We start from the raw sequence: 13096 nt of genomic DNA, 5'->3' as shown, positions 1-13096 counted from the left end.
CGGTGTCATAATGGCCGCGCCGGACTGACGTTGTTCCCTGACGGAGAGTGTTATGTCCTTTCGCAAGCTGCTGATCGCCAACCGCGGCGAGATCGCCATTCGTATCGCGCGTGCCGCCGCAGACGCCGGGCTCGCCACGGTCGCGATCTATCCGGCTGACGACGCATTGTCGCTTCATGTCCGCGCCGCGGACAAGGCTTGCGAAATTCCGGGACGCGGTGCGCGCGCCTACCTCGACATTGAAAGCGTGGTCTCCGCAGCGAAGTCCACCGGATGCGACGCACTGCATCCGGGTTACGGATTTCTCAGCGAGAATGCCGTGCTGGCGCGGCGCTGCGCGGAGGAGGGGATCGTCTTCGTCGGCCCGTCACCGGCGGCGCTCGAACTGTTCGGAGACAAGGTCGCGGCGAAGGCGCTGGCGAAGCGCTGCAACGTTCCGGTGATCGAGGGCACGGTTGGACCGACCACGCTGGACGAGGCGAAGGCGTTCTTCGCGTCGCTCGGTAAGGGCGGCGCCGTCATGGTCAAGGCGATGGCCGGCGGCGGCGGTCGCGGCATGCGTGCCGTCGAGAATGCTGCCGATCTGGCGGAAGCCTATGCGCGCTGTCAGTCCGAGGCGAAGGCAGCGTTCGGCAGTGATGGTGTTTACGTCGAACGGCTGATCCGCAAGGCCCGGCATATCGAGGTGCAGATCATCGGCGACCGGCACGGCGCGATCAGCCACCTGTGGGAGCGCGAGTGCACGATCCAGCGCCGTAACCAGAAGCTGGTCGAGGTCGCGCCGAGTCCATCCCTGAGCGATGGCCTACGCGCGCGTATCCTTGAGGCGGCGAGGCAACTGGCTGCTGCTGCGAACTATGACAGCCTCGGCACCTTCGAATTCCTGGTGGATGGAGAAGCCGGTGAGGGCGACGGCGCCTTTGCCTTCATCGAGGCAAATCCGCGTCTTCAGGTCGAGCACACCGTTACGGAAGAGGTGCTGGGCGTAGATCTGGTGAAGTCGCAGCTAGCGGTCGCGGACGGTGCGACGCTGGGGTCGCTCGGACTGGCGCAATCCGCCGTTCCCGCGCCGCGCGGCTACGCGATGCAATTGCGCATCAACATGGAGGTGATGGACGAGAGTGGAGCGACGAAGCCGACGGGTGGCGTACTCGCCGTGTTCGAGCCGCCGTCCGGCCCGGGGGTTCGTGTCGATACGTTCGGTTACGCCGGCTACAAGACCAGTGCGGCTTTCGACTCGCTGCTGGCCAAGGTGATTGTCCACGCGCCGTCCGCGCGCTGGCCGGATGTGGTGACGAAGGCGGCACGCACATTGCGCGAATTCCGCATCGGCGGCGTCGCCACGAACGTTCCCTTCATGCAGGCGCTGCTGGCGAACGCAGATTTCATCGCCAACAAGATCAGCACGAACTTCATCGATACCAACGTGGCTGCGCTGGTTGGCGCGGCGCGGGAAACCGCGCCGCCGCTGTTCTTCGCACCCACAGGCGCTGGCGCGGACCCCACGGCGGCAACGAAGAAGAATGACGCAGGCATTGCGCCCGCGGGTTCGGTGCCGGTGTCCGCGCCGCTGCAGGGAACGGTGGTTGCGATCCCGGTGGCCGAGGGCGATGTGGTTCATCCGGGGCAACAACTTGCGATCATTGAATCGATGAAGATGGAGCATCTGGTCACTGCGCAGCAGGGCGGCAAGGTCACCAGGATCGCGGTGACTGACGGCACCACGCTGATGCAGGGCGAACCCATTCTTTACATCGAGCCGGTGGAGATGGACGAGCACGTGGCGGCGGAGGAGGCGGAGATCGACCTCGACTTCATTCGCCCCGATCTGGCTGAGATGATTGCGCGTCAGGGCAACACGCTGGACGAAAACCGCCCTCAATCGGTGGAGCGCCGCCGCAAGACCAATCAGAGGACCGCGCGGGAGAATATCGCGCAACTGGTCGACGAGGGATCGTTCATGGAATACGGCTCGCTGGCGATTGCCGGCCAGCGCCGTCGGCGAGCGGTCGATGATCTCATCAAGAATACGCCGGCGGACGGTCTTGTTGCCGGTGTCGCGACTGTCAATGCCGCCAAGCTCGGCGAGCAGGATGCCCGCTGCATGGTGATCTCTTACGACTACACCGTGCTGGCCGGCACCCAAGGCCACATGAACCACAAGAAGATCGACCGGATGCTGTCGCTTGCCGAACAGTGGCGCATGCCGCTGGTGTTCTATGCTGAGGGCGGTGGCGGACGGCCGGGCGATACCGACCGACTCGGCATGACCGGCCTCGACGGGCCGTCCTTCGTGCAGTTCGCGAGGCTGTCGGGACATGTGCCCGTTGTCGGCGTTGTCTCGGGCTATTGTTTCGCGGGCAACGCCGCGATGCTCGGCTGCTGTGACGTTATCATCGCCACAGAGAATGCCTCCATCGGGATGGGCGGCCCTGCGATGATCGAAGGCGGCGGTCTTGGCGTCTATCATCCCGCCGAAGTCGGGCCGGTCTCCTTCCAGTCGCCAAATGGCGTTGTCGATATTCTGGTGAAGGACGAGGAAGAGGCGACCGCCGCCGCGCAGAAGTATCTGTCATACTTCCAGGGCGCGCTGGCCGACTGGAAAGCGCCGGACCAGCGCCTGCTGCGCCGCGCGATCCCGGAGAACCGGCTGCGGGTCTACGATATCCGCTCGGTGATCGAACTGATCGCCGACGAGGGATCCGTTCTCGAGATCCGGCGCGACTTCGGCGTCGGCATGATTACGGCATTCATCCGCGTCGAGGGCAAGCCGTTCGGCCTGATTGCGAACAATCCGAAGCATCTGGGCGGCGCTATCGACGCCGACGCAGGCGACAAGGCCGCGCGATTCCTGCAGCTTTGCGACGCCTATGACATTCCGATCGTTTCGTTGTGCGACACGCCGGGATTCATGGTGGGGCCAGAGGCGGAGAAGACTGCGATCGTGCGTCACGTTGCGCGGATGTTCGTCACCGGGGCAAGCATCACCGTGCCGCTGTTCGGTATCGTGCTCCGCAAGGGTTACGGCCTCGGCGCGCAGTCGATGATCGGCGGCGGATTCCATGCGTCGTTCTTCACCGCTGCCTGGCCGACCGGCGAATTCGGCGGGATGGGACTGGAAGGGTATGTCCGGCTCGGCTTCCGCAAGGAGATGGAAGCGATTGCCGATCTGGCGGAGCGGGAGGCTTACTACAAGGCCAAGGTCGCCGAGCTGTATGCCAACGGCAAGGCCACCTCGATCGCGTCGGTGTTCGAGATCGACAATGTGATCGATCCTGCCGATACCCGAAGCTGGATCATGGCGGGACTTCGCTCGGTGCCAAAGCCGGCGCCGCGGGAGCATCGCAAGCGTCCGTGTATCGATACCTGGTAGGACTTGCGTTCCGGAAAGCGATCTCATCGCGATTTCGATCAGGAAGACGGGCCTACTAGTGAGGTCCGTCGTCCGCACCGAGCCGCTTTTGCTCATGCGGCCGTTCAAAAAAGTCCTTGGTCAGCACAGCGACCTCGGTTCTGTTCCTGGCCCTGAGTTTTCGCATGATGTGGCGGAGATGAACCTTCACCGTATGTTCGCTCATGCCTAACTCATAAGCGATCTGCTTGTTGGCCATTCCCTGACAGAGCGCTTCGACGACCATCATTTGCCGTTCGGTCAGGAGATCGCCGGTTTTCGCCGTCGGCTCCTGTTTGCTGCCATCCATCGCCAGGCTACTCACAGGCACAAAGGTGCCGCCGGCTTCAACCAGCCGCACGGCCTCAACGGCGACATTGAACGACAAACTTGTCGGGATGTATCCGCGCGCTCCGCCTTTAAGAGCTCGCACGACGTAATTCACGTCATCGATATCCGACACGATGACAACAGGTGTATCTATCGCGGTTGCTTCGAGAAACTGGAGATCGGTGATACTTGACGCGTCGTTGCCATCGACGAAGTACACCACAATTGAAGGGTTGACGGCGCTCTCCAGCGGTGAGGCCCGCCATGTGCAGATATTGGCGAACGCCATGATGTTGTGGCTTGTGTAAGAAATCTCCAGGCAGCGAACAAAGCAGTCACGGAAGAAAGCGCGCGGATGAATTACGACGAGCCCAGGTCTCTTTGGGACGGCAAGCGGGTCATCAGTTCTCGCCGCTCCGTTGACGCGCGTGACCTCGTTGGGTCTTGTCGGGATTTTGATGTTGACGCGGTGCTGCGCTGAGGGATGGCTGTCCTGGCCGTTCGTCTCGCGCCGGTTCGAGCAATTCGCTCGCGCATTGAGACGGAGTTCGTCAGACAATATCTGTGAGGGATGGCGAGGGCTGCTCAGTGCAGGTCGTATCGATACAGAGGATTGCGGCAATTGGTCCGAGCGCTTGATGGGAGGATCGCTGCTACTTTGATCAATGGGGCAAGATACAACTTCACTGACAGGTAGTCGCTGTTGGGAGCGAGCAGAGCTTTGTTGCCTTTGGCGCAATGAATGCGAATAACCGGTGATACTCATGACGCACCCCTACTCGTAATACTCCGTCTTGAAGCGATTTCCGTTCGTATGAATCTGCTAGCTCTGCGGAATTCGTAATTTTCTGCTCAAGTAATTCATTCAACTTTAGGATACCCTGCGTTTATTGCAAGCCCGTGATGCTTTTCCGGCGGGCGTTTGGCGCGTTGCACAATGAAATGACGGTTCCGGGCATAGAACCCGGTTTAAAAAGTCGAACCAGAACAGCGTTTCTGCTCAAGAATATTCGAAAGGCGATTTGCCGAGCCCTGTTTCGATGTCGCAAATGTGTAGTGAGACATGAGCATCGAAGAAACGTTCCCAAAGGGAAGACACGTCGTCCCGTTCCGACCAGATCGCCGTGGCATCGTCCCGCAGATCTAGATTCTGATCCTGCCAATCTGCGCTGAGGCCTACCTTCAAGATTGAATTGCCTATCAGCATGGAGCCGAGTGTCATCGCATTCTGGCAACCGATTTCGAAATCGCGGTTTCGTGCGGCGTTGAGCAGAAGAACTTCTTCGCCGATCAAATCTGATCTCAAGGCGGTGATGTCCTCCCATGCCTTCGTCTGCACCAGGCACAGGGTTTGGCCTTCGATTTTTCCGACCTCAATCTTGGCTATGATCGTAATCAGCATGACCATGAAGCCGACGATGTAAGGACTCGACCACGCGGCGTCGGGGATGGCGCCCAGGCGATGGCGGCTTCTCGCAACCATGGGAGAGATCGCCGCGCAAGCTGCCTTGCGTGCTCTGCGGACTCTGGAGAGGTCAAGAACCCAGCGCAGCATACCGTCGCTCCCTGCGGGCGGTTCTAAAATAAACCAAAATGCACGGGGCGCCCTTGTGTTGTCCAAGGACCTGCCTGATCATACATCCAAGATACGCGATGCTCCAGATCAAGTCAGGAGTGGACCAGTTTCATGGTGCTAACCCAACTCCCGCCAAAACCGGATTTTGAGGCGCTCGCCGCGTCCGCGCCGGCAACCGCCGATCGTCGCACGCAGATCCTGGCCTTGATCGGAAATCTGGTTTCAAGCTGGTCCAACAACGAAAGCCTTTTTATCTATGTCCTCATGATCCTCATGAGAACCGATCCGGCGTCGGCGGCGTTGACATTCGCCACGCTCAACACCACCAGGGCACGCCTCGATCTTATCCAGCGTCTGGCGAAGATCACGATCAAGGACAAGAGCCTCGACCGGTCGCTTTCGAAGATCATCGAACGGTTCAATGAAACGACGCATGTGCGAAACGAGTTCAATCACTGCATGTATATTGTCGATGCCGGCGGGCAGATAACCCACACGCAATCGATGCGAATTGTGCAGACAAAGAACAGCCTTCATTTCGGCGAAACGAAGCCCATGGATGAGGTTCGGCTGAAGGGCATGGTCAAGACCATCAAGGATATGACGCGCATCAACCGCGACATCTGGGATTTCCTGCCGCGGCTTGAAAACCACCTGCGGCCCGCAAGTACTGCGACGCCCTGACCGAGCAGAACTATGCGATCGGCCCCGCAGGTCCTTCGGAAATGATCTCCAGTGGATAAGCTGCCGAACAATTCACTTCGTCGCACCTTCCGGCAGGCGGCATGGTAAGCTCCCGAAGCGCCAATGGTGCTGCACACCAACAGCATCACAACAGGTTGCAACTTCCAAAATCCTGCCGCGTTTGGAGAGTCAAGCTAACCGAAAGGATTAGCGCGCCGATCATATGGCGGATGGCTTATCTCAAAAGCATCAGGCGGCTGCTCCCCGTCCTAATGCCTAAGGCTGCGGGCGATGCCCGAATGTGCGGCTATTCCCTGACTTCCACATAAGCAACGCTGACGATGCGGAGTCTCGCAAACAATTGCGAGGGGACCGCAGTCGGAAGGTCCGACATCAACGGCATCGTAGCGCGTAGACAATCGCAGACGCAGAAGATCAGCGATTTTCGAGGCGACGGCGATGCTCCTTAACGGACAGGAGTTCGTCATGCCCACCAACAACACACCACATCCACGTCCCGACCCGAAGCACGACCCGAAGCAAGACCAGAAGCAAGACCAGAAGCAAGACCAGAACCAGGATCAGAAGCAGGCCAATTTGCAGGCTCAGCTTCAGGCTCAGCTTCAGGGTCAGGGTCAGGGCCAAGGCCAGGGTCAGGCCCAGGCACAGATCGCTGTTCAGTCGCTCGACTCCAAGAGCGACAACAAGAACAGCAACGATAACAAGAACAGCAACGACAACAAGAACAGCAACGACAACAAGAACAGCAACTGGAACGAGAACAAGGTCGACAACAAGGTCGATAACAAGGTTGACAACAGCCTTGACAACAAGGTCGATAACAAGATCTCAAATACCATCGACAACAAGGTCAATGTCGCAGTTGACGTCAAGATTGATCTTGACCTCAAGGCCGATGGGCTCAGCAGTCCGGTTATCGATATTTCGAATCTCCACAATGTCCTCGGTTCGGTGATCATGCCGGACGTGGTCGATCAGAAGCTCGGCAGCGGTAACCAGTTCAATATCGATCAAGTGAACAACATGATCGATGCGGACTACCTGACCGATGCCAAGGTTTCGTATCATGGCGGTAGCTTCAGTATCGACGCGAAGGCCTATGGTGGCGATCCCAAGATCGATTCGAAGATCGGCGACATCACCGGAAACGCTGCCAGTGGCGTTGCGGCAAGCGCGGATGCGGCCATCTCGCAGGACGCATTCAACCAGACCATCACGCAGGGTGCGAACATCCAGTTCAACAGCATCGAGATGACTGTGGCTGGACGCGATCTGAACGACGATCACAGTCTGAGTTAATCCCAATGGCCCGCGCGGCGTCAGCCGCGCGGGTCTTTCCTGTCAAGCTAATTGACCGGCTGTCGTGAATAGCCCCGGGGATCGTTGATTCCCGAGCCTGACACAGGAGGCTCCCATGGTGCCTGGCGGCGTAACCGAAGTAGTCTGGCATTTCGCGGGCTATTTTCAGATCATAAATGACATTGCGCGGGACCGCATCGGCTACGACGAGTCAGCCTTCCGCAACTTGCAAGATGATTACATCACGCCGCGCCCCAATTACGGAAGCAACCCGGATTTCAATCCTCTCGACAGCCACGGTTTGCCTGGTCCGTTCATTGGACCGTTTGAAGAACTGCACCATCCCCGGATCCTCCCGATCAAGTCATTGAGCCCGGCAGCGCCAAGGCCGGATCTGGATTTCAATCTGTCCGACCGGCTCCCGCCGTTCCTGTTTCCCGGAGCGTCAGGTGGAGGCGGCGGTGGATCCGAATTCAAGATTACGGTTCAGTATCAGGAGGGCGGCGAGCAGAGCCTGGTCCAGATTCGTCAGTACAATTTCATGTCGGATGGCGACAGCATCCTCGTCGGCGGCAGCGCCGACGACATCGCTTGCGATGTCGCGCGTATTGCATCCGATACCGAAGCTATCCTTCAGAAGATGGCGGAGAGCGCAAGCGAACATATTCCGAATGAATGGCTGATTCCGCAGAGCACGGCAGGCGCGGCAGAATTCGTCCAGGACTATGATGCGGACTTCGCCTCTCGGGACGGTGCACCAGGCGCGCATTCAGTCGAGCCTGGTTACTATCTGAACGGTGAGCTTCAAACGCCTCGGCCTGAGCCGCCGGCCGAGACGCCGCTTCCGGACCCCGTACCCGCGCCCGATCTCGGTAACGGTCTCGGGCAATGGGCCGAAACCGGAGCCAACGACAGCTGGAACGCCAGCTTGATAGTCGATCTGAGCGAATCCGGGCGCTCCATGATCGTGATGGGCGATTACTTCAAGACAAACGCGATCTTCCAGACCAACTCCATCATGGATCAGGACCAAATCGAGATGGCTGGAGGCGCCGCGCTTCCTGTCGTGGAGGGTGGCAACAAGACCGACAACATTGCCGATTTCATTCAGAAACCCGGGATCTATGCCGAGTTGAAAGCGGCATTCGCCGGACCGCAATGGAACGTCGATGTGGTGGACGGCAACTACTACAGTGTGCACGCGATTGTGCAGATGAACTATCTGTCCGACAACGACATCGTGGTTCAGAAGAGCGCGGACACTCACTATGAGTTATATAGCGGCGGGAACGAGCAGGGTAACCTGATCGCGTTGTTCGACGGAACGATTCATTACGATCTGATCATCGTCGCCGGTGCTTATCACGGCATGAATGTGATCTTTCAGAATAATATCTTGTTGAACAACGACCTGATCAAGATGTTCGCGGACGGCGGCGACCCGTCGCAGTCTGTCGTGTCGGGCCAGAACGAGCTGACCAATACGGCGACAATCGCGAGCTATGGCGACGACAATTTCCTTCCGATGAATAACAACCTGAATAGCCTTGTCACCGCGATCGAAAACGGTTCGACCACTCTCGATCCCTCCTATGGCAAATTCGTTGATGGTTCCGGCGGCGTTTTCAACGTGTTGTACATCACGGGCGACTATTACGACGTCAACGCGATCTGGCAGACCAACGTCATCACTGACGTGAACATCGTTATGCAGTTCCTCGATCCGCTCTCGGCGGCTGCCTTGGCTCTTGATCCAGACGGCGCCGACGCACAGTCGGTGACAAGCGGCAAGAACCTTCTCACCAACGATGCTGCGATTGTCGATGTCGGCGCGACGAACACCTACGTCAACGGCGAGGTGTATGGGGACACGATTCTCGTGCAGGCCAATTTGGTGGCGACGGACGATGATCATGTGCTTGCCGGTGATGTGGAGTCGCTGGTCCCGGAGCTTATCGCTTTCATCGACGATGGCCCGGAGGAAGCGCCGGCGGTGCAACCGGTAGCAACCGCGCCTGCTTATGAGGATCCTGTTGCAAGCGTCATGCACTGATGGCCGAACCAAAAAAGCGCGAACCTTGAACTGAAGTAATGGACGGCGGAGGTTGGGGGAATGACCCGGGGCAGCGACAACGAATTTGACGACGAGGATCGTTCGCTTGCGCAATTGACTGATGAAGAGCGCGCAAAACTGTATTCTGCCGAGATTGTTCCGTTTCCGCTCCGGCATGACGATGCGTCTGACAATCATCCATCGCCGGTGATCCCTCCTGAAGCTGCAACGCCGGGAGGGAATCAAGCCGGCACGGCCGCCGCAATTCAACAGGTTTTGGTGGCTGCGGACGGCACCGCCAGGCGGTCAGATGCTTCTCCGCTACCCGAGACAGCGAAAAATCCTCCGCATCCAGAAATCGAGGGGCGAGCGTCGGAAAAAAGTGGCCCAGCCGGCGACAGCGCTTCGGTTCCGGCGGTTGCGACGGGCGGCGGCGGTACTCCTCCCAATGGCAGTGGAGGCGGCGGTGGTGGCGGCGGGGGTTCCCAGCCGCTGCACAAACGCTCGAGCGACAATGAATTCCGCGACGTGCTGGGCAAGGGGCTTGCCAATGCTCGGCGCAATCTTGTGACCGTTGGAATCTTCTCTGTTGCCGTCAATCTCCTGGTTCTGGCGATTCCGGTCTATCTCTTCAACATGTCGGATCGGGTGATGACGAGCCGGAGCACGGATACGCTCGTTATGCTAACGATAATTGTCGTCGTTGCGATAGCTGCGCACGTCCTGATGGACATGATGCGGCGCGTCATCTTGATGCGGGTTGCCGTCGAGACGGAAGCCAAGCTGGGCGGACCTGTCCTCAGCGCGGCCGCAAAAGCTGCGCAAGGTGGATCGATCCGTGAATTTCAGACACTGGCGGACCTTCAGCATCTGCGCGCGTTTATCACCGGTCCTGTCCTGCTTACGATGTTCGATGCGCCGGTCGCCCCCGTCTACTTTGCGGTTGTGTTTCTTATTCATCCGCACCTCGGCCTGATCGTTCTGTCGTCCGGAGTGGTGTTGATGGGCGTCGCGTTGCTCAATCAAAGAGTCACCGCGGTTCCATTCACGCGCGCGAACGCATACGGGACCCGCGCCAATCTCCAAGCCGAATCGATGGCGCGCAATGCACAGGTCATCAACGCCATGGGAATGATTCCGGAGGGCGTTCAGGTCTGGGGGCACGAAACCGTCGAGTCGCTAAAGGCACAGGTCGCCGGGCAAGACCTCAACATCATCATGACCGGAATATCCAAATTCCTGCGTCTATGTACCCAAATCGCCATCCTGGGCTGGGGTGCGTGGCTTGCGCTGGAAAGCCAATTGACGAGCGGCATGATCATCGCTGCTTCAATCGTGGCGAGCAGGGCGCTGGCTCCGCTGGAAGGCACAATCGAAGGTTGGCGCGGATTCGTCCAGGCGCGGTCGGCTTACGGGCGCGTGAAAACGCTCCTGAAAAATTCGCCGTTGAATTTTGATCGACTACGTTTACCGCGCCCCCAGGGGCACCTGAGCGTGGAGCGAATTCTCTACGTCCCTCCGCCAACCAAGAAGGTCATCCTGAATGGCATCAGCTTCCAGCTGGAGCCAGGCGAATCACTGGCAATCGTGGGCGATTCCGGGACGGGAAAGACGATGCTCGCACGCATGCTCGTTGGCTCCATCATTCCAACGGCGGGTAACGTGCGGCTCGACATGATGGATCTCCGCAACTGGGACACCCGCCAATTCGGCGAAAGCGTCGGTTACCTGCCTCAGGACGTTCAGCTCTTTCCAGCCTCGATCAAAGCGAACATCGCGCGCATGCGCCAGGATGCCATCGACGAGGACATATTCGACGCCGCCGAAACCGCCGACGTTCACGAGATGATATCAAACTTCGCTCAAGGCTATGAAACCGTCGTTGGCATGGACGGGAGCCCATTGTCGGGTGGACAGAGGCAGCGGATCGGGCTGGCACGCGCATTCTACGGTAATCCGCGGCTCATGGTGCTTGATGAACCCAATTCAAATCTCGATGCCAACGGCGAGCGTGCGCTCGCCAGGGCGCTCATTCGTGCAAAAGAGAAGCGGATCACCGTCGTGACCATTACGCAGCGCGCCGCGCTGCTGAGAAGCGTCGACAAGATCATGATTCTCCATAACGGGTCGGTCAAGGCGTTTGGCACCCGCGACGACATCATTCCGATGATTACCGGACGGAAGCCGAATGGATCCGGTGGCCCGGGCGATGGGCCGCCGATGCTGAACTCTTAGTGAAAATGCGATTCCAGGGATTGTGGCGTACTTGAAGCGAGCGAGCTGATCATCGAGGTATCGAGATGTCTGGCAAAGAACTCACTGCGAAAGCACCTGTTGCCGATGTGACTTGGTATGACTCGCTCCCGCGCTCGACGCGGTTTCCGACTATTGCGGGCGTTGTCGTGATGGCCGGCATGGTGATGGGTTTTGGCGTGTGGGGCAACACGGCGCCCATAGCCGGCGCGGTGGTTGCATCTGGCGTCTTCGTTGCGACAGGGCAGAACAAGATCATCCAGCATCTTGAAGGCGGTGTCATTCGCGAGATCCATGTGCGTGAAGGCGACGTGGTCGAACAGGGGCAGCTTCTGGTTGAACTGGACAGCACCGCCCCGAACACCGAACTGCGCCGGCTGTTCCTGCGACGCACGCGATTGACCGCGATCGACGCCCGGCTGCACGCTGAAATGCGCGAGCAGCCGGAGATAACGTTTCCGGAAGAACTGACAGGTTCCGATAGTCCTGAAGTAAAGGAAATTCTCGAAAGTCAAAGACTGACATTCACCGCCCGGCGAAACAATATGAACAGTGACATTGCCGGCATCAACGAGGGCATCAACGCGCTGAATGAGCGTATTCAGGGATCAAGGATTCAGTTGGATGGCGTTCGACGCCAGATCAAGTTTATCGAGGAAGAAGTCGAAACAAAGGAGCATCTGCTCAGGACAGGGTTGGTTCGAAAGCCTGAACTTCTGATCCTGCAGCGTACGCAGGCAAACCTCGAAGGAGAGGTTGGCCGGATCATGGGCGATATTGGAGATGCGAAGGAGCGCATCGCGAGGGCGCTCGAACAGATCAATGGCGTCAAGAAAGCCGCAATCAAGACCGCGGTCGAGCAGATGCATGAGGTCCGCGGAGAGCTGGTCGATGTGCGCGAACGAATGCTCAGTGCCAAGGGCGTTCTCGATCGCATTCGCATCACGGCCCCCGTCAGGGGAGTCGTCGTCAAGCTCAGGTACCACACGCAAGGCGGAGTGATCGAGGCTGGAAAGAACATCATGGAGATTCTGCCGCTCAAGGATGAACTTATCATTGAAGCGCGCGTGCGTCCGCAGGACATCGACAACGTGAAGCATGGTCAGCATGCGACGGTTCGTCTGACGGCGCTGAATCAGCGCATCACGCCGATGATTTCAGGGGAGGTTATCTATCTCTCCGCCGATGCGCTGGCTGATGAGCGTAAATCGCAGCAAGTGGGGCCGACGGACATTTACATCGTTCGCGTCAAGCTGAGCACCGTGGAGGCTGCAACTATTCCCGGCTTCAGCCCCACGCCCGGTATGCCAGCAGAAGTATACATCAAGACATCGGAACGGACGTTCTTTCAGTACATCGTAAAGCCGATACACGACAGCATGCTGCGGGCTTTCCGCGAGCGATGAATAAGCCGCAGGGCCGAGAGGAAGAGTTTGCAAGAATCGAGCAGAAACGCCGAGACATGAACCCGCAAGCGAGGTGATGAGAT

8 protein-coding genes are annotated in these 13096 nt (G+C 58.7%); 6 read left to right on the top strand and 2 right to left on the bottom strand.

The annotated features are described in order from the left end of the window. Positions 1–52 precede the first annotated feature (52 nt). A complete protein-coding gene (locus YH63_RS20650; RefSeq protein ID WP_046830152.1) occupies positions 53–3373 on the top strand; it encodes a carboxyl transferase domain-containing protein in 3321 nt (1106 codons plus the stop codon). A 55-nt stretch (positions 3374–3428) separates the two neighbouring features. Here YH63_RS20650 and YH63_RS20645 read toward each other — a convergent pair whose 3' ends face one another. After that, a complete protein-coding gene (locus YH63_RS20645; RefSeq protein ID WP_046830151.1) occupies positions 3429–4487 on the bottom strand; it encodes a LuxR C-terminal-related transcriptional regulator in 1059 nt (352 codons plus the stop codon). A 234-nt stretch (positions 4488–4721) separates the two neighbouring features. Continuing rightward, a complete protein-coding gene (locus YH63_RS20640) occupies positions 4722–5276 on the bottom strand; it encodes a hypothetical protein (RefSeq protein WP_046830150.1) in 555 nt (184 codons plus the stop codon). 132 nt (positions 5277–5408) lie between these two features. Here YH63_RS20640 and YH63_RS20635 point away from each other — a divergent pair, with 132 nt between their 5' ends. From YH63_RS20635 to YH63_RS20615, 5 genes are all read left to right on the top strand, one after another. After that, positions 5409–5981 carry a hypothetical protein gene (locus YH63_RS20635; protein WP_046830149.1) on the top strand — a complete coding sequence of 191 codons (573 nt, stop codon included), beginning with the start codon at positions 5409–5411 and terminating at the stop codon, positions 5979–5981. Between the two features lie 486 nt (positions 5982–6467). Further along, entirely contained in the window at positions 6468–7301 is an 834-nt protein-coding gene (locus tag YH63_RS20630; RefSeq protein ID WP_046830334.1) for a hypothetical protein, read from the top strand. A gap of 115 nt (positions 7302–7416) precedes the next feature. Next, positions 7417–9354: a hypothetical protein gene (locus YH63_RS20625; RefSeq protein WP_046830148.1), complete on the top strand. Its 1938-nt coding sequence runs from the start codon at positions 7417–7419 to the stop codon at positions 9352–9354. Positions 9355–9414: 60 nt separating this feature from the next. Further along, positions 9415–11589: a type I secretion system permease/ATPase gene (locus tag YH63_RS20620; RefSeq protein WP_046830147.1), complete on the top strand. Its 2175-nt coding sequence runs from the start codon at positions 9415–9417 to the stop codon at positions 11587–11589. Positions 11590–11654: 65 nt separating this feature from the next. Further along, the gene (locus tag YH63_RS20615; protein WP_046830146.1) at positions 11655–13013 is read left to right on the top strand and encodes an HlyD family type I secretion periplasmic adaptor subunit; all 1359 of its coding nucleotides are present in this window, start codon (positions 11655–11657) and stop codon (positions 13011–13013) included. Positions 13014–13096: the final 83 nt, after the last annotated feature.

This window comes from Afipia massiliensis (assembly GCF_001006325.2).
Classification (GTDB): domain Bacteria; phylum Pseudomonadota; class Alphaproteobacteria; order Rhizobiales; family Xanthobacteraceae; genus Afipia; species Afipia massiliensis_A.
This window is presented reverse-complemented; position numbering and strand designations above follow the sequence as displayed.